General features: G+C 49.6%; 18 protein-coding genes and 1 pseudogene. 9 read left to right on the top strand and 10 right to left on the bottom strand.

What is annotated here, in order from left to right; translation table 11 throughout:
- Positions 1 to 11 precede the first annotated feature (11 nt).
- The 5 genes from ACUVQO_RS10390 to psbP all read right to left on the bottom strand — a co-directional run bounded on the left by ACUVQO_RS10390 (position 12) and on the right by psbP (position 3,874).
- Entirely contained in the window at positions 12 to 785 is a 774-nt protein-coding gene (locus ACUVQO_RS10390; protein ID WP_445925807.1) for a hypothetical protein, read from the bottom strand.
- Between the two features lie 37 nt (positions 786 to 822).
- On the bottom strand, positions 823 to 1,098 hold the full coding sequence (locus ACUVQO_RS10385; protein WP_445925806.1) for a hypothetical protein: 276 nt from the start codon (positions 1,096 to 1,098) through the stop codon (positions 823 to 825).
- A 75-nt stretch (positions 1,099 to 1,173) separates the two neighbouring features.
- Positions 1,174 to 2,430, bottom strand: coding sequence for an alpha-amylase family glycosyl hydrolase (locus ACUVQO_RS10380; protein ID WP_445925805.1), 1,257 nt, complete (start codon positions 2,428 to 2,430; stop codon positions 1,174 to 1,176).
- 163 nt (positions 2,431 to 2,593) lie between these two features.
- On the bottom strand, positions 2,594 to 3,283 hold the full coding sequence (locus ACUVQO_RS10375; protein ID WP_445925804.1) for a nucleoside triphosphate pyrophosphatase: 690 nt from the start codon (positions 3,281 to 3,283) through the stop codon (positions 2,594 to 2,596).
- A 45-nt stretch (positions 3,284 to 3,328) separates the two neighbouring features.
- Positions 3,329 to 3,874, bottom strand: coding sequence for a photosystem II reaction center PsbP (psbP, locus tag ACUVQO_RS10370; protein ID WP_445925803.1), 546 nt, complete (start codon positions 3,872 to 3,874; stop codon positions 3,329 to 3,331).
- A 140-nt stretch (positions 3,875 to 4,014) separates the two neighbouring features.
- Between psbP and ACUVQO_RS10365 the strand changes: the two genes are divergently transcribed.
- The 4 genes from ACUVQO_RS10365 (at position 4,015) to ACUVQO_RS10350 (ending at position 5,952) form a co-directional block, all read left to right on the top strand.
- Positions 4,015 to 4,374, top strand: coding sequence for a hypothetical protein (locus ACUVQO_RS10365; protein ID WP_445925802.1), 360 nt, complete (start codon positions 4,015 to 4,017; stop codon positions 4,372 to 4,374).
- A gap of 351 nt (positions 4,375 to 4,725) precedes the next feature.
- Positions 4,726 to 5,004, top strand: a complete 279-nt coding sequence (locus ACUVQO_RS10360; RefSeq protein ID WP_445925801.1) for a hypothetical protein — start codon at positions 4,726 to 4,728, stop codon at positions 5,002 to 5,004.
- Positions 4,958 to 5,413, top strand: coding sequence for a DUF362 domain-containing protein (locus tag ACUVQO_RS10355; protein ID WP_445925800.1), 456 nt, complete (start codon positions 4,958 to 4,960; stop codon positions 5,411 to 5,413). Before ACUVQO_RS10360 ends, ACUVQO_RS10355 begins: the two co-directional genes overlap by 47 nt.
- Before the next feature lie 317 nt (positions 5,414 to 5,730).
- The gene (locus tag ACUVQO_RS10350; RefSeq protein WP_445925799.1) at positions 5,731 to 5,952 is read left to right on the top strand and encodes a hypothetical protein; all 222 of its coding nucleotides are present in this window, start codon (positions 5,731 to 5,733) and stop codon (positions 5,950 to 5,952) included.
- A gap of 3 nt (positions 5,953 to 5,955) precedes the next feature.
- On the opposite strand, the gene hisA is transcribed toward ACUVQO_RS10350, so the two are convergent.
- Positions 5,956 to 6,789, bottom strand: a complete 834-nt coding sequence (gene hisA, locus ACUVQO_RS10345) for a 1-(5-phosphoribosyl)-5-[(5-phosphoribosylamino)methylideneamino]imidazole-4-carboxamide isomerase (RefSeq protein WP_445925798.1) — start codon at positions 6,787 to 6,789, stop codon at positions 5,956 to 5,958.
- A gap of 265 nt (positions 6,790 to 7,054) precedes the next feature.
- Here hisA and ACUVQO_RS10340 point away from each other — a divergent pair, with 265 nt between their 5' ends.
- Both ACUVQO_RS10340 and ACUVQO_RS10335 read left to right on the top strand, forming a co-directional pair.
- Positions 7,055 to 8,371, top strand: a complete 1,317-nt coding sequence (locus ACUVQO_RS10340; RefSeq protein ID WP_445925797.1) for a class I SAM-dependent methyltransferase — start codon at positions 7,055 to 7,057, stop codon at positions 8,369 to 8,371.
- Positions 8,372 to 8,481: 110 nt separating this feature from the next.
- Entirely contained in the window at positions 8,482 to 9,768 is a 1,287-nt protein-coding gene (locus ACUVQO_RS10335) for a ligand-binding sensor domain-containing protein (RefSeq protein WP_445925796.1), read from the top strand.
- A gap of 117 nt (positions 9,769 to 9,885) precedes the next feature.
- Here the strand turns inward: ACUVQO_RS10335 and ACUVQO_RS10330 are convergent, their stop codons facing one another.
- The 4 genes from ACUVQO_RS10330 to ACUVQO_RS10315 form a co-directional block, all read right to left on the bottom strand.
- Positions 9,886 to 10,233 carry a ribulose bisphosphate carboxylase small subunit gene (locus tag ACUVQO_RS10330; protein ID WP_233743789.1) on the bottom strand — a complete coding sequence of 116 codons (348 nt, stop codon included), beginning with the start codon at positions 10,231 to 10,233 and terminating at the stop codon, positions 9,886 to 9,888.
- A 70-nt stretch (positions 10,234 to 10,303) separates the two neighbouring features.
- Positions 10,304 to 10,702 (bottom strand): RuBisCO chaperone RbcX, encoded by a 399-nt coding sequence (rcbX, locus tag ACUVQO_RS10325; RefSeq protein ID WP_233743788.1) that lies wholly within the window; start codon positions 10,700 to 10,702, stop codon positions 10,304 to 10,306.
- 84 nt (positions 10,703 to 10,786) lie between these two features.
- Positions 10,787 to 12,217 carry a form I ribulose bisphosphate carboxylase large subunit gene (locus tag ACUVQO_RS10320; protein ID WP_445925795.1) on the bottom strand — a complete coding sequence of 477 codons (1,431 nt, stop codon included), beginning with the start codon at positions 12,215 to 12,217 and terminating at the stop codon, positions 10,787 to 10,789.
- Between the two features lie 621 nt (positions 12,218 to 12,838).
- Complete coding sequence (locus ACUVQO_RS10315; RefSeq protein ID WP_445925794.1) at positions 12,839 to 13,471, bottom strand: fasciclin domain-containing protein; 633 nt, start codon at positions 13,469 to 13,471, stop codon at positions 12,839 to 12,841.
- 479 nt (positions 13,472 to 13,950) lie between these two features.
- On the opposite strand from ACUVQO_RS10315, the gene ACUVQO_RS10310 reads away from it, so the two are divergent.
- The 3 genes and pseudogenes from ACUVQO_RS10310 (at position 13,951) to ACUVQO_RS10300 (ending at position 18,066) form a co-directional block, all read left to right on the top strand.
- Positions 13,951 to 16,014 (top strand): FAD-dependent oxidoreductase, encoded by a 2,064-nt coding sequence (locus ACUVQO_RS10310; RefSeq protein WP_445925793.1) that lies wholly within the window; start codon positions 13,951 to 13,953, stop codon positions 16,012 to 16,014.
- Between the two features lie 285 nt (positions 16,015 to 16,299).
- Entirely contained in the window at positions 16,300 to 16,890 is a 591-nt protein-coding gene (locus ACUVQO_RS10305; RefSeq protein ID WP_445925792.1) for a DUF928 domain-containing protein, read from the top strand.
- Between the two features lie 42 nt (positions 16,891 to 16,932).
- Positions 16,933 to 18,066 (top strand): annotated as a pseudogene (locus ACUVQO_RS10300) (CHASE2 domain-containing protein).
- Positions 18,067 to 18,087 lie beyond the last annotated feature (21 nt).

Genomic DNA, 18,087 nt, shown 5'->3' with positions numbered 1-18,087 from the left:
GGTTCGTTGACTCAGATTGCTTGTCCAGAATCCAAGCCAGCTTTGAGATCGCCAGCCCCGGAAACGACGCCCGCTACTTTCTTGTCATAGGCTTCTGTGCTTTGGCACAGTGAGCCTTCTTCACCAAGCACCATAACGGTTCCTGGTTCAATCATTTCCAAGTCTTTGATGGCAAATTCTTCCGCACAGTCGGCATTTTGTAAAACAATGTCTCCCGTAACAATCATGTCACCGTTGACCTGTAACTTGGCGTGCGGACTGGCCGTTCCGATGCCTACATTTTCGCTAGGTCTGTGAAGGACAAATTGACCCCATAGATCCTGGCCGTCTGGTGTTCTGTAAGCAATTTCTAGGCGATTCCTGGAGGGATCACCCTGTGGCTGATCTGAATTACCCCAAGGATTGTGAATATGGAAGCCACCGTCACCTTCTACGTTTCGCTGTTGGCGCAGAAACATCCAGTCTGACCACGGCCCCTGTACTTCCAGCTTGGCCTGCGGACTAGACGTTCCGACACCGACGTTCCCAGATTGGGCAACGCACAGTTTAGTTTCAGATCCCCGAATTTCTCCATCTGCGCCATAAGCAATCTTGAATTGCTCGTCATCATCCATGCCAGCCATCCAGGAATTACTTCCTGTATCCCTGTTCTTGAATCGAAGGTAAACCTCGTTACCTGAACCACTTTCGAGAAGTGCAGAAACGTCGCTACTGGAACGAGAAAACTTTGCAACTGTTTCTATGTTGCCTGCTACTTCAAGATTGTCATTGATTGTGTGAGTCATGATGTCCTCCGAGATTAAATCGCTTGTTCTTTATCAACTACTCAAAAATCACAAAACCTGCTGCTGGAACAGTCAACAACACGGCCTTGCCATTCCGCGCTTCCACCGTCACTGACTGCCCGATCTGCGCCGCATCCGTCGAGCAAATGCACGTCAAAATATCCCCTGCTTGGTGCAGTTCATTGTCAACCGTCACCCAGGCCATTTTGGGCTGATCATAATCCGTGTTAATTGCCAGCAGTATTTCCTGGTCATTAAAAATTCGTGACCAGGGCACCACCGATCGCATTTCTCCCCCCACCATCTCCAGCAAGCTGAAGCAAACTCCATCATTAGGTGCTGAAATGGGGCGCAGGTATTGCCGACCACGACGCAGTACGATGTTTTTTCAGCGAATCTCCAGAACTTTGGCGAGTTCTCGATAAACCGGATTGTCTTCATTAAAAAAATGCACTCCCCGGGTTCGGAACGCGCCAAATTCACCGCCGAACATGGCTTCTCGAATGTAGCGATCGCTGTCTCCCTGACCATCAAAACACTGCTCACTGCCGTAATAGATGCAGGGAATGCCTAGTGTCATTGCATTCAGCGCCAGCACATTCAGTACTACTTTTGAGGCCCCCAGATCAGCACAGAAGCGAGCCTTGTGCTTGCCCCTGCGCACCTGGTCATGATCGTCAAAGGATGTAACAACCTTATTGTGGAACCAGATGTGGGAACCTTTGTTGACCAACTCGGAGTTGCGAAACAGGCTGAAGTAGTCGTTGGGATTGCGGTATCCCTTGACCAGATATTCCAGCTTATCAGGGATATTATCAATGCCCAGTGCCGCACTCAGTCCAGTCAGTTCCAGGGTTTCGCAAGCTCGTTTGCGACCGCCTGTAATCTCGCCTAATAGGAAGAAATTCTCTTTGCCAAGGGTTTGGGTAAACTCGTGCATCACGGAGACAAAATAGCGGGTAGCACCAATGTCCATGTGCTTGACAGTATCAATCCGAAAGCCATCAATGTCGGCATAGGCGATCCAGTATTGATAGGCTGCACACAAATGGCGCAGGGCATCAGATACCTGGTACTCATCGGCGGAACCATAGCCGTGGTGAATGTCTTTCAGATCCTCGAAATCTCCCTCGCGAAATTCGGGGTCGTAGTCCCAACTATTGATGCGACCTTTCTGAGTAAATGCAGATGGATCTTGTAGTTCAAGTGGTAAAACAGCACCATTCTCATCTGGAGGATTTTGTGGATTAGCTTTGAAAAAAGGAATAGTGGGATAACCAGTTTGATCGTTCCAGCCTTTGACTAAGTATGGTTTATTATCCCACCGAGGATCGAGAAACCATTCGCCTTTTTCATTTTGAGTCCAATAGCGATCAAGGTTGTAGCTGAATACATTACCAGCATGATTCAAGATAATGTCCAGAATCACATAGATACCGTTTTCGTGAGCTACCCGTACCAGTTCTTTCAGATCTTCTTGAGTGCCAAAGTGGGGTTCCACCTCCAGAAAGTTTTGAATGCCGTAACCGTGGTAAGTCTCCTGGAAACGCACCTGTTTAAAGATCGGGCTGACCCAAAGGGCAGTAATGCCTAATCGCTTCAGATACCCCAGTTTTTGGGTCAAACCTTTCAGATTGCCGCCCACATAACGGGTGCCTGCCTCTTCAGAGTGATCATCACAGCCCCCATGCGAGTTTGCACCCCTAATTTTCTCTAAAAATTCTCTACAACACGGAGACTCCCAAAGTTCACGAATCGGAAGTCTACAAACCCAGAACAATCTATGCCTAAAAGTATTTCTTTTCTGACTACCAGAAATCGGCAATGTTGTATTCCATGTCGGTAAGCATTTGACGCAGGAGAGGCAAGCTCAGGCCAATCACATTGCTGTGACAGCCTTCCAGCTTTTCAACAAACAATCCCCCTTTGCCCTCCAGTGCAAAACAGCCCGCACAGTTGAGCGGTTCCCCAGTCGCCACATACGCTTCAATCTGACGATCGCTGACATTAGCAAAGTAAACCTGGGTAGTCTGACAACGAACGAGAGTTTTGGACTTTAGATGTTGGATGTTGGATGTTGGATTTTTCCCCAATCCCTGATCTCTGATCTCTAATCCCCCATTCTCCCTCATTTCAATCAACACATGACCTGTCAGCAGTTCCCCAACCTGACCGCGCATCTGTTGCCAGCGGGCGATCGCTTCCTCTGGACTATTCGGTTTGCCGTGAATTTCGCCATGAATTGCCAGTACCGAATCGCAGCCCATGACCAGGAGAGGCAATATTGCGCCTCCCCGACTTTCATCCTTGGCGAGTTGATCTGCCACCGCTTCAGCCTTTCGCAAAGCCAGAGTTTGCACCAGAGTTTTGGGATCCGGATCCTGCACCAGCGATTCATCAAAATCACTGGGACGAACGATCGGATTAATACCCACCGCCTGCAACAATCGCCGCCGTGCTGGAGAAGCCGAAGCCAAAACAAACTGAGGAAGCACCATGAGCCGAAAATCGCAATTTAATTCCTAATCCCCAAGCCCCAATTTTTAATACACTGAGAACGATTTCACCGACTGTTCTAATATATCCTTCATTTTCTCCCAGCGAGCTTCAGGGGTGGAGGCATTGAAGGTGTAGAGCTTGCCCCGACTGACTGCCACACTGGCAAGATTATGGCGCTGGCGATTGTCGCTAAGTTTAACCGCATATTCCAGCAGGTAATAGGTTTTGTCACCCACTTCCCGTGCTTCGGCATTTACCAATTCTGCTTCCCGTCCCGATCCAGGAGGCGCGATCGCGCTTTTCGAGAGCTTATACCCCACCTCTCCAGGTTGCCCTAAATCCTTCAAGGTTTTGCCTGAGTCAACTGGGTTAATTACCACACTGACATTTTCAGTCTGCTCAATTAAATCGTGGAATACTACATCCGGGCCATCCGATACTTTTACCTGTAGCCAGCCGTTGGGATAAAGGAATTGGTAGCCATCGGTCGCATCAACAAAGCTATTGAACCCTGTTACGCCTCCAGGTATACACCCTTGCAGACTCAGGCTGATTACCATGAAAACTATTACCACAATTCGTTTGAGCATCTCTCTTCCGTCCCGTTCGCGGTCATTCCTGGTTCAAACCAGATCCAGTTAGATAATTGAAGTTTTCCGATCAGAGAAACTCCGGTTCTGGACTTGGACAAGATTTATTTTCCCACTTAATGTAACTCAATGTGAAGATTATGAAACTCCCTTTGATGCTAAGCAGATTGGGCCTGCTGTTGGTCGGTCTGGTCATTGTTACGGCGCTCCTGTTAGGCTGGCAGGGACGCACTCAGGCTCAGGTGACAGTCAATTTGCAGGCCGATATTAATGATTTGCGATCACAGGTTACTCAACTTCGTTCTGAAGTGATCCAACTGCGGCAACGGGGCTATGCCTCCGCTCCTGCTCCTTCCCTGCCCTCTTCCCGCCGCACCCGTTCTCCAGAGTTATCCGATCAGCAGAGGTTGGATCGATTGGCAATTTTGGCGATCGAAGCCAAAGATCGGTTAAATGCCCTGGAAGCGAGAGTTGGCAGACTCGAAAATCGGTATGAATAGAACCATCCGGCTTTAGGGCAGTAATCATAGAAAACCTGTAAAGTACAGCAATTTCTCAAGTGTCTGTACCGCCAGCTTCACACTCCTGCTTGACTCTGCTAATCTTTGGAGAGCAACGTACTTGCAGGACTCCCTTCATGCCAAGCCAGTCGGTGGTTCAGGGTAAGGATGTATTCTCTAATGCCGAACGGGTCACGGCGTTGAAGCGATCGCATAGTGAGTGAATAGTGGATGATGACCAATCAGTCACAATGAATCCGTCATTGGTCATTCGTCATTGCGGCGGACAACGGGCAAAGAACCAATGACCCGTCAAAACTCTTAACTCTCAACTCTTAACTCTCAACTTCTATGACCTTAACTCAACCCACTGTTAGTTTGATTCGGGCTGAATCCTACGATCTTGGAGAGCTACGACGATCGCTGGAAGTCTTGCTGGAGCCACTGGGAGGAATGGCTGCCATTGTGAAACCGGGCGATCGCGTCTTGTTGAAACCCAATTTATTAACTGGGGCACGACCGGCTAAGGAATGTGTGACTCGCCCAGAGATCGTGTATTGTGTGGCGCAAATGGTGCAGTCAGATGGAAGCCGGAAAAAACCGCGCTCGGTTTGGCATGATGCTGGTTGAAACGGCCCGCGCTATTGCTCCCGACCTGACCATTCTGGATGGCATCATCGGTCATGAGGGAAATGGCCCCAGTGGTGGCGAACCCCGTCCCTTGGGCGTGTTAGGAGCTGCATCGAATGTCTTTGCTTTAGATCGGGCCGTGGTGGATATTTTGCAGGCGGATCCTGAAACAATTCCGACGATCGTTGCCTCCCAACGGTTAGGCGTGTGCCCTGATCTGGAAGCCATGCATTTTCCGCACCTGCATCCCAGCGAGTTGCAAATTGCGGACTGGCGCTTGCCAGAGTCTCTGGTGCCGATTGACTTCGGGATGCCCCGTGTTGTGAAATCAACCTTTAAGCACCTTTACATTCGATTCATTAAAGAACCGATCGCAGCTTATGCGGGCACCCGCTCTGTGAGTCAGTAAAGGGGCGGCAATTTCAGCTCAGAAACCAGATAGAGTAAGCTTTCTGAGTGTCGAAGACTGAGTGTGGTCAGGCTTTTTGGGGCAGTCTAGACAGAAATTGGAAAATGAGAGGCTGTTGAAAAACCTGGTCAAATCCTTAATGGTTTGGTTACTGTTTGGTAACTCTTGTTTCAACTTGTGTGTTCCCCGTTTGACAAGCACGGAATCTGGGTATGGTGGAAGTCATAAGGAAATGTTTTAAGCTTTCCTTGCCGTGAACTGAGTAACCCAAAGAGGTTGCTGGTTTGTATAACCCAATGTCCTTTGGAAGCAGTTGCATGTCTCCTTTTTTACTGCGTCAAATTTGGTCTCTGGTAGAAGCAACCCAAACCCAGGTACTGCTAAACCTGGATGACGAAACCCTGGTGCAATGGTTGTTACGGCAACTCAAAAGCCAGCGATCGCTCGACTCCCAGGAAACCGACCTACTCAACACCTATCTGCAATCTCGCCTGCCCTTAATTCGGGATCTGGCTCAAAGCCGCCGCGCTTTGGGATGAAAGCTACGCCAGCGCAGAGGAACCAAAATCAGGGGGAACATCCTGCCAGCGTCCCGGCCCTACAGCGCGAAGGGCTTCTTTTAGAGATACTTCTCCGGTATAGAGGGCACGCCCGACGATCGCTCCTACCACTCCCAGAGGCTCCAATCCCAACAAGCTTAACAAATCCCTCACGGAACTGACCCCCCCTGATGCAATCACCGGAATCTCGATCGCGGTTGCCAATTCCCGCAGGGCTTCTAAATTTGGCCCTTGCAAAGTACCATCCCGGTGAATATCGGTATAAATAATTGCTGCAGCACCCGCTGTTGACATTCGTTGCGCTAATTCTGTCGCCAGCACTTCTGACGTTTCCAGCCAGCCACGAGTCGCCACTTTGCCATTGCGGGCATCAATGCCGACGACAATCTGGTCTGAAAATTCTTGACAGAGTTGGGTGACTAAATCGGGTTGTTCCACGGCAACAGTGCCTACAATCACTCGCTGTACCCCAACATTCAATAAACTGGCGATAGTGGAACGATCGCGCAACCCACCCCCCACCTGGACAGGAACGGATACCGCCCGGACGATCGCTTCAATGGTTGGTAGATTAACGGATTGACCCGCTTTCGCTCCATCCAGATCGACAACGTGCAGACGAGTGGCTCCCTCGGCTTCCCAGCGACGAGCCACATCCACCGGGTTCTCATCAAAGGTTTGCACCTGACCATAATCGCCCTGATACAGACGAACACACTTTCCTCCCAACACATCGATCGCGGGAATCACTTCCATATTGCGCCCCTCCTTCCAGCTATCCAACTTCTGCAACGTACAAATTATTGGTTCGGTCATCGACACAAACAAGATGGATTGGCTGCAATGCAATAAATGTTAACTAATAACAAAAACAATACACCCCTCTTAACTGAACGTCATTGGGTATTCAGAGCATTCACTCCACTGATTTACTTATTTTCGCCTTACCAATTAATGTTTCCATCTAACTGGTTGAACTGGACTATGATGCGGGGAACATTACAATAATGCGGGATATAAATTGCATCAGGGATCCCGCGATCGCCCCTGAGTTGACCCTTTTCCTCCAGGAGAATCTGACATGAATACTCAAGCCACCGAGTTACTTGAAAAAATCCGTCAACAGTTTGACACGGCTCCTTATCCCAGGGTTCCTCTAGAGCGATCGCCCAAAGGAGACACTCACCTCCTTTACATTCACGATCTGGTTACGCCCTACTATGTGAACCACCAGCGAGTGCTGAACACGGAAGGAAAAGTCATCTTAGATGCTGGCTGTGGCAGTGGTTACAAGTCCTTGGTGTTGGCTGAAGCCAACCCTGGTGCCAAAATTGTTGGGATTGACCTTTCCGAGGAGTCTGTCAAACTAGCGCGGGAACGTCTCAAATATCACGGATTTGACAATGCTCAATTCCATGCTCTAACTATCGAAGAGTTGCCCAGCCTGGGGTTGGAGTTTGATTACATTAACTGTGATGAAGTTCTTTATCTATTGACCGATCCAGTAGCGGGCCTTGCAGCTATGAAAGCTGTACTCAAACCGGAGGGGATTATTCGAGCTAATTTTCACAGTCGGTTGCAACGGGCCTTATTCCACCAGGCACAAGAATTTTTCACCATCATGGGTTTAATGGATAACTCTCCCAATGAAGCTGAACTGACCGCAGTACGAGATATCATGAAAGCACTGAAAAGTGGCGTGCTGCTCAAAGCGAGAACCTGGAATACTGATTTTGAAGTGGACGATGAACGTTTGTTGGCAAACCATCTGCTGCGAGGAGACAAGGGGGTTAATATTCCTGAGTTTTTCGCTATCCTGAGGGCGGCCAACCTGGAATTCATCAGTATGGTGAACTGGTGGCAGTGGGATCTAGTGGAACTATTTGAAGACTTTAGTGCCTTACCAATTGAAATTGGTCTGGCCCTGGCTGAGAAAACTGTTGAGGAGCAACTACACCTGTTTGAGTTGCTGCATCCCTGTCACCGTCTGCTCGATCTATGGTGTGGTCATCCTGGGCAGGCAACCCCCTACACTCCCGTTTCCAACTGGACAGATGATCAATGGCGGCAGGCAACCGCCTATCTGCATCCCCAGCTCAAAACGGCGGCCTTCAAAGCTGACCTGATTGAGTCGATCGCAGAATCGAAACTGTTTGAAATCAGTCATTATCTGCAAAAGACCAATGAGCCTATCAAAGTAGACGGTTTAATAGCCAGTTGCCTGCTGATGCTGATCGATCAACCCCAAAGTGTTAATGCACTGGTTCAGCACTGGCTCAAAATTCGGCCTCTGAACTTAGTCACATTTCAACCAACTACGGAAACGGAGGCATTTGAGCTAATGAAAGACCGTCTAGCTGATTTAGAACGTTTAGGTTTCGTCCTGCTGGCAGCTTAGGTTGTCCTCATCCCTGATACCAGATAAAAGATCCGTAATCGATCGATCCATTCCTTAAAACTAGCAGTATGATGGCCCTGAATGGGCAATTCAGTGTGCGGAGTAGGGTTATGGCAGTCTCGGTTACAACATCCAGGTTCTCAGTTAGTTCCTGGTTACTGCTCTTCAGTATGCAAGCAGCTATGGGGATAACTGCCAGTGCAGCCTTTTCGCAGGATGGCATTCTAACCCAACCCTCCCCCCAGATCGAGTCTGCCCCGTTTTATTCTCCTGATGCTCCTCCTGCCCGCAAAACTCCCCTCCCCAATCGCCGTCAGGATATTGAAGAACAAACGGTAGCGGCGGATTACCGGGTCAGTGCCTTACAGCCTGATAGTAAAGGAGCATTATGGGTGGGTTCCTGGCAGGGGTTGGCTAAGATCAATCCCAAAACTGGACGGATTCTGAATCGGGTGAGCTTACCCAATACGACGGTGGGTGCTCTGGCTCAAGATCGCAGCGGTCGGATCTGGGCGGGGACTTATGAAGGGTTAGTTCGGATTGATCCGCGATCGGGAGAAATTACGGCTCAAAATTTTGCTCTGCCTTCCAATCGGGTGCTGTCCATGCTGGTGGATCAGCGGGGTTACCTGTGGGTGGGCACCGATGCAGGGTTAGCGTTGATCAGCCCGGATCAAGGCTTATTGATGACGACGGTAAAAAATCTGCCCGGAGTGAGTGCTAATGCCTTGACTTTAGATCCTCTGGGAAATTTGTGGGTGGGCACTTTAAATGGACTGGTACAGGTAAATACGGCCAGTGCCCTACTGATGCGGCAGATTGATACTATTCCTGGCAAAACTGTACAGGCACTGGATTTTGATCCCTGGGGAATGCTGTGGCTCGGTACTCCTACCGGGTTATATGCCGCAGATGTAGGCATTCAACGCACAATTCAACTGGTGCGTCCACCCAGCGCCAAACCAGATGCTAAATCTACAGCCCGTCCTGCCGGAAAAGGGCGATCGTCAAATCATCCCTCGCCAAAAAACAGATCCCAATCCAGTCGTCCGGTTAGCCAACCTCCACAGATCGAAAAGATTGTGTTTGTGTCTACTGATCCGGCGCTATTTAAGCTGCGAACCGTCACCCAACTGCAGGGCCGCAACGTGATGACACTCCGTTTTGATAAGTTGAACAGCATCTGGGTAGGAACTACAACCGGTTTACTGCGGGTCAATCCCTTTAACGGAGCAACGGGTGGAGAAATTCCTTACCTGCCTGCCAGTCGGGTGCTTTCCTTATCACCGGATACCGGAGGCAAGTTATGGGTGGGTACCAGTGAAGGATTGGCCTGGGTCAGTACAGAGACGTTTAGAGCTAAGCCTCATGCAACATTTCTACCAGTGGGACAGTAACTATCCCCTGGTGGTCTGGCCGTGTGGATGACACCCCGTAGAGACGTTCCGTTGGAACGTCTCCGCGACAAAAAAGGTGAGCGATATGCCCACCCTCACACATAGATAAAACGAGATTTAGTAACGGTAACTACTACCGCTGGTGCCGGGTTTGTGAACAATAAAGCTCATCACTTGGCATTGCTTGATGTTGTCGAATGCCACAACACGGATGTAGCAGTTACCATACTCCGATCGACACTGTTGCACTTCATTCAGGACTTCCTGTGGAGAAGTAACGTTGAACAGAGGCAACTTCCACATTGTCCAGTAGTAGGTTTCTGCATTAGAGTCTTCATTAAACTCAATGCAAGGGAAATAGCCCTGATCAATCACATACTGGATTTGGCGAGCAATTTGAGCATCGCTGAGGGGAGGCAAGTAAGAAAAAGTTTCGTAACGGCGCTCTTTGGGTAGAGTCTTCATAGAGATCCTCGATAATGTCTAACGTCTTGTTTGGATGAAAAGCAATTAGCGACTCGCTAAAAGCCTAATGCTAAAAACTGTCAGGTTCGTACCCCGATCCTTGCTCTGGATGGGTTGTCGAAGCCGATGGATCTACTTGCGTCATGCGCTCTAGTTGCTGCGTTCGTTGCGTGAGATTAGCTTGCTGGATGCCCGTCCGCAGCATTTCTGGGAGGTAATCGGCAATTTCTTCCGCAATGTGTTCACGTACCGTTAGTAGCCGAAAGGCTAACCGTTGTTCCTCGTGAAAGAGAGCGGTCAGGTACGCTTCACTGTCTTGAATACTGACCCGGTAAGAAAACTGACGTAGCCAGTAAGCTCGTTTCGGTTCAGTTTCATCTAACTGAGCAATCACCACCCGGTATGCCTGATAAGTCATGTAACTGATCAGGGTTTTGGTTGTGTCTTTGGCAATTTGCTTAAGATCCATGAATTGAAAGTTTTGAGTTTTGAGTTATGAGTTTTAAGTGGATTGTCAACTTAAAACTCATAACTTACCACTCATAACTCCTCATCAGACGGTATCAACGGCTTCAAACTCGAACTTGATTTCCTTCCACAGTTCGCAAGCTGCAGCCAGTTCAGGACTCCATCGAGCAGCTTCACGGATAATGTCGCCACCTTCACGCATCAGGTCGCGACCTTCGTTCCGGGCTTGCACACAGGCTTCCAGAGCCACACGGTTAGCTGTTGCACCAGGAGCATTACCCCAGGGGTGACCCAGCGTACCACCACCAAACTGCAGGACAGAGTCATCTCCGAAGATGTCTACAAGGGCGGGCATGTGCCAGACGTGGATACCACCGGAAGCAACTGCCATCACACCAGGCATAGAGGCCCAATCCTGAGTGAAGTAAACACCGCGAGACCGATCTTGCTCAATGTAGTTTTCCCGCAGCAGATCGATGAAACCAAGGGTGATGGCCTTATCGCCTTCCAGCTTACCAACCACGGTTCCGGTATGGATGTGGTCACCACCGGACATCCGCAAGCATTTTGCCAGCACCCGGAAGTGAATCCCGTGATTCTTTTGCCGATCGATTACGGCGTGCATCGCTCGGTGGATATGGAGCAGCAGACCGTTATCGCGGCAGTAGCGAGCTAGACTGGTGTTAGCGGTAAAACCACCTGTCAGAAAGTCATGCATGATGATGGGCATTTCCAGTTCTTTGGCGAAGGCTGCCCGTTTCATCATTTCTTCGCAGGTTGGTGCAGTCACGTTCAGGTAGTGACCTTTGACTTCGCCCGTTTCGGCCTGAGCTTTGTGAATCGCATCGGCGACAAACAGGAAGCGATCACGCCAGCGTTGGAAAGGCTGAGAGTTGACGTTTTCGTCATCTTTGGTGAAGTCCAGACCACCACGCAGACATTCGTATACCGCACGGCCATAGTTCTTCGCGGACAGACCCAACTTGGGTTTAATAGTGCAACCCAGCAGCGGACGACCATACTTATTGAGCTTGTCACGCTCGACCTGAATCCCGTGGGGAGGCCCCTGGAAGGTTTTCAAGTAGGCAACGGGGATGCGGATGTCTTCCAGACGCAGGGCTTTCAGAGCTTTGAAGCCAAACACGTTCCCAACTAGGGAGGTCAGCAGGTTGGTGACAGATCCTTCTTCAAACAGATCCAAAGGATAAGCAATGTAGGCGATAAATTGATTATCTTCACCGGGAACGGGTTCGATATCATAGCAACGACCTTTGTAGCGATCGAGGTCAGTCAGCAGGTCAGTCCACACGGTTGTCCAGGTACCGGTAGAGGATTCAGCCGCTACTGCCGCACCTGCTTCCTCATAAGGAACACCAGGCTGAGGGGTCACCCGGAAGGCCGCCAGGATATCTGTATCTTTGGGGGTGTAATCTGGGGTGTAGTACGTCAGGCGGTAATCCTGTACCCCCGCCTTATACCCAGCTTTGGTCTGGGTTCTCGTTTGCGCGTAAGACATATCTCCCTTCCTGTTAACTCGTTAAAAATTTCGCGACAAAGATGATACAGAAGAAACGCTCAGATTTTTTCTGAGCTTCTTTGATATCTTTTTGACACTGCCCTCTATCGACAGAGCAAATACTCTGGAAAAACTTTGGATGTCCAGCGCTTCCAGCCTTAATTTGTTTCACTCTATCTACAAGAATGGATCTCGTAATGAATCATATCAGGATTGGGAGGCATTAAGATAAGACAAACTTCAGTTATTCTGTTTAGTTAAATAAACAAACTTTATAAAAGACGTACAAAAGTAACCGACTGTTTCAACTCTCACGGTTGGGACTGGTTGACTGACAAATTCTTTAATCCCGGTGGTTCAAACCACAGCTACACCATCAACGTCGACCTTCGCCAACTAGCATTGGCATCCAAATAACCCGCGCAGGCAAGTTTTGCCTGTGTAGGCGCGGCTTCTAGCCGACAGCTAGGACTGTTCACAAAAAATCCCCAAATCTTGAAGATCTGGGGATGCGGAACTCAACCAAATCTAGCTAACAGATGAGCTTTTCTAAGAAGAGAACCTCCAGTCTGAACTTGGAAAAGGTTGGATAACAGGGAACTTTGTAATGATCAGCAGGGATTACAAATCTGGGGGTAGGATCACTTTGTCGATCGCATGAATCATGCCATTGCTGGCCTTGATGTTGGCAGATGTGACGTTGGCATTATTAACCATAATCTTGTCACCCGATGTTTTGAGAGTCACAGCACTGCCTTCTAAGGTTTTGACCTGACCTGGTTTGATCGCCGAGGAACTCACACTACCGGGAACCACATGATAGGCCAAAACTTTTTTCAGTTTTTCTTTGTTCTCCGGTTTCAACAGGGTTTCTACCGTGCCCTTGGGAAGGGCAGCAAACGCCGCATCAGTCGGGGCAAACACCGTATAGGGGCCACCCTCAGCAAGTACGTCCGTTAAGCCTGCAGCTTTGACAGCAGCTAACAGGGTTGTGAATGAGCCCTTAGACGTAGCCACATCGACAATATTGCCTTGTGTAGCACTGGTTGTATTAGTTCCAGGAGTAGGATTGGCTTCAGACGTTGGAGTGGCAGCCTCACTGGAAACAGCAGGCGCTTTCTCAGTGGGAGGCGGTTCCAGTTGATAGACTCCGGTAGCAGGAGTTCCTGTGGGAGCTGCATCCGCTGGAGTCGCATTCATGGGAGCCGTCTTGGGAGTAACCTCCGATGTGGGTACAGCAGTCGGCTTTTGCATTGAATCGGAGGTGGTTCCCCCGCCAGAACAGGCAGACTGACTAAGCTACTGGCGATCGCAGTCGCAACTACACCAGTTCTTTTCTTCAGTAAGCGTGCAAGGATTTGAATACTCATGCGTACTAACTCCGTACTAATCATGAAGTTCCTCATCACATTATGGAGTTTTGTTAATCACAAGATCTGTCTTTTGACTGATTTCCTTTTTTGCTGGGGTACCCGACAATCAGGAAAAACGCTCTGTAGATTGAGTTACAGCGAGAAAAGATTTTCTTTTATTCAGTTAAAAGGGAAAAAAGTTCCCGGATAAAACATGAAAATATCTTTGTCCAGGATGTAAATTAAATAGGATTTACTTATAGATCGTGTAGGTCTGTTGGTCACTTGCTCAATTGTCTGATGCGTTACTCAACATCAAAAAATCCGTAGCATCCCCAGACGATAGCTATAGTGAGGTTGAAGTTGCAGGCAGATTGGATCATGAAACTTCATTTCTCGTGCTTTATTGTGCCCCTGAAACTGGGACAGGTTGTGGTATCAGCCGCGATCATTCTGCCTCTCTCTGCCCAGGCCCAGCCCCAACCTCTTGTGCAACCCATCCTACCCAAAACTCCAGACCAAACCGTAGAGTGTGAAATATTGGTGATTGGGGGCGGTTTGGCTGGTACGGCTGCCGCTTATGAAGCATTGCTGGCAGGTCGCACCGTTTGTTTAACAGAAATTACTGATTGGTTGGGGGGGCAGGTTTCCTCCCAGGGAACTTCGGCCCTAGACGAAGCCAAACGTATGCGGCAAGAGCGCTTTTTTCCTCGTGGCTATAACGAACTTCGGCGGCACTTATACAACAAATACGGCAGTCTCAGTTCCGGGAGTTGCTGGGTAAGTGTATCTTGCTTTCTGCCCAGTAACGGTCATCAGATTCTGCAGGGAATGTTGCAACAGGCTGCCCACCAGGGGAAAGGGCAGTTGAAATGGTTCCCCAATACCGTGATTAAAGACCTGGAGTACACGCCAGATGGAAAACAAATCACCAGTGCGATCGCCATTCAGCACCGTGCCGCCTCTGGTACTCCCCCCCTCAATACCGAACCGCTCTCCCAAATCATCACAGATGCCTACCGCTACGATAACTCCCCGCGTCTCACCAAACAAATCATCCATTTCAACCCCATCCAAACTCCAAACTCCAAACTTCAAAATCCCTCTCCCTGGTACGTCATCGAAGCCACCGAAACCGGGGAGATCATTGCCCTGGCCGATCTGCCCTATCGCCTGGGACTAGATCCTATCTCATCGGTCAATCCATCTTCGCCTGTGAAAACCAATGATCCGTACTGCACTCAGGGATTCACCTATACCTTTGCAATGGAACGGACGGCCACCCCGCAGCCCCAACCAATGCCATCTTTCTATCCCCAGTACGCGCCCTACTTCAGCTTTGAGACGAAGAACCATGCCTCGGTGGAGAGAGTGTTTACTTACCGTCGCATCTGGAGTCCGGATTACCAACAGCGTCCTCGATCGTCCAGATCTGGAGGAGTGGCAGAAATTCGTCCTGGTGATATTTCCATGCAGAACTGGACCTGGGGGAATGACTACCGTCCGGGAACTTCTATGGATAACCTGATTTATACCCGTGAACAACTGCAACAGCGGGGTGAACTGGCTTCCGGTGGCTGGATGGGTGGCTTGCGAACAGAAACTTTGCAACGGGCAGAAGAAAATGCGATCGCCTTCTATCATTGGCTGGTGGCCGGAACCACGGATTCCCAGTTAGGCGAGGGTGTCAAAAAACCGGATTTAAATTATCGCTATGTCAGTGGCCTGGGTTCACCCATGGGAACAGTTCATGGCCTTTCCAAATATCCCTACATCCGGGAAGCACGACGGATTATTGGTCGGCCATCGGTCACCTTTCCTAATGGGTTCAGTATTAATGAAATTGATATCGCCAAAATTGATTATCGTGAACCAATTTACCAGCAGAATTTGACCTCCGCTCAGTATCAAACTCTCTGGAAGTTCCTGGCAGGTCTGGAATTTCTCAAGCTGCCATCAGGCGACATCAATCCTGATCAGATCAAACAACGCACGCGATCGACTATTTATCCCGACTCAGTTGGCATTTCTCAATATGCGGTGGACTTTCACCCCTGTATGCAGGAGTCACCGCCGGAGAAACCAGGTAACATTGAACGTCCCGGAGTCCGACAAGCTCATGGCCCTGCCTATCCCGGTGAGATTCCCCTGCGAGCGATGATTCCGCAAAGGTTGGATAACCTACTGGTTGCTGGAAAAGCAATCGCCACGAGCACGATCGCGGCTGCCGATTATCGGGTGCATTCTTTCGAATGGTCAGTTGGGGCTGCCGCCGGAACAACTGCAGCCTTTGCCCTGTCAGAACAGGTAATGCCCTACGAACTGGTGGATCACCTGTCTCGCCCCGAACCCCTCCTGGAAAAGCTGCAGGCAAAACTGGAAGCCAATAATAACCCGACAAAATTTCCTGATACTTCGATTTTTAATCTGGATTGGGAAGAATAGAAGGTGTGGTAACAGATAGCCAACTTCTCGGTGCATCCTGGCATTAACCAAATTCATTGTCTTATTTTCTATTAGCCGAGATCCATAGAACCAGCATGAAGAGATCTTTGTCTGTTGCCTTATCTGTCTGTACAATCACGGCTGGAATCATCTCAATGGGATCCTCTCAGGCGGCGATCGTCGAACCCACTCCCAGCCTTTCCCATCCAATCCTTGATGGAAACTGGATGATTAGCCAGACATTCAGACCTCCCAATCTGGGGAATCCCCCCGCTACAGCAGGAGGTGCAACTCGAGGTGGAGCCTGCTTCAAGGGTAATCAGCGATTCACCGCTTTACTGCCTCCCAGTCAAAATTGGGTTAACCTTCAACAGCCATCCCACCTTTTTCTGGTATGCCCCCCAGTCCTCAGCCACAACGGCTCAGTTTCTGCTGATGACGCAGGATGATTTTCAAGTCGTCTATGAAACTACCCTGACGCTTCCTTCCAAGGCTGGAATTGTCGGCTTCACGTTGCCGGATACGGTGAAACCTTTGGAAGTTGGTCAGCGCTATCACTGGTTTTTGACGATTAATTGCAATACTGTCGATCGCAATAGCAATCCCAATACTGAGGGCTGGGTTGAACGAACTGCTCCCAGTGCAGGGCTATCTGAAAAAATTCAACAAACTACTGAACGCGACTTGCCTGCTCTCTATGCCGATCAGGGTATCTGGTATGAAGCATTGGCCTCGCTGGCCCAATTACGTCAGGCTAATCCCACCGATGCCAGCCTGATCACCAGTTGGGAACGGCTCTTAAGGTCTGCGGGTTTAGGGACTTTGGCACCTGAACCGATCGTAGAATCCCTATCAGCCAGTACTGTAGTGAAGTAGACGGGTGCAGTTTGACAAGAAAGGTTGCAGCCAGAGTTGAATATGTGGGCCAAAGTCAAACAGAAAGTGTGGGCATGGCGAGGAGTCCTGGTTACTGTGCCTACGGTAACAGGCGTTGTCATCGCACTGCGCTTGTTGGGGCTGCTGCAACTGTTAGAACTGGCAACACTGGATCAACTCTTTCAACTGCGGCCCAGGGCAGCGATCGACCCCCGAATTGTGATTGTTACGATCGGGTAAACCGATTTGCAACAGTTGCAACAATATCCGCTCTCGGATGTCACACTAGCTCGTTTGTTAAACAATCTAAAACAGCAGCAACCCACAGCGATCGGGCTGGATCTGTACCGGGATTTGCCGATCGAGCCAGGTCATGAGGAGCTGGTGCAGTTGTTTAAAACAACTCCCAACCTGATCGGGGTGCAGAAGGTGGTCAGTAGTTCGGATAGTTCAGCCGTTGCTCCCCCTCCCGCCTTGAAGCAACAGGATCAGGTAGGAGCCAATGATCTGGTACTGGATACGGATGGCCGAGTGCGACGAGGATTATTGTACCTGGCAGATCCGGCAGGCAACCCGGTATTTAGTTTTAGCTTCAAACTGGCCTATCGATATCTGCAACAGAATGGCGTCAAAGTAGATCAAAATGCTGATCATCAGGTTTATGCAGGTTCAGTGATCTTTCCTCGCTTCAGAGCCAACGATGGAGGGTACATCCGAGCCAAAGAAGAAGGGTATCAGGTGCTGCTGAATTACCGGGACGATACTCAAGGCTTTCAAACACTGAGCCTGATCGATGCTCTGGAAAACCGAATTCCATCGGGTCTATTGCACAATCGCATTGTGCTGGTTGGCAGTACGGCGGAAAGTTTGAAAGACCTATTCTATACGCCCTACAATAGCCAGATCCTGGGGGCACCGAAACGGATGGCAGGAGTAACCATCCATGCCAACCTGATCAGTCAAATCATTAGTGCTGCAGTGGACGATCGCCAGCTCATTCACACTTGGCCGGAATGGGCAGAATGGCTGTGGATTCTGGGCTGGACGACGCTGGGTGGAATTATCTGCTGGCGCCAACGGCTCAGTTCTGGCAGCACCAAAATCCTGTTTCTGAAGCGCTTCCGACTAATGATTGCAGGAGCCTGTTTAACTATTGAGGGGTTCGGGGAGCTATAAGTCCCGCGCTGTATGCGAAGC

This window comes from Leptodesmis sp. (assembly GCF_052746595.1).
The sequence above is the reverse complement of the archived record's forward strand: the minus strand, read 5'-3'. Positions and strand labels throughout refer to the sequence as shown.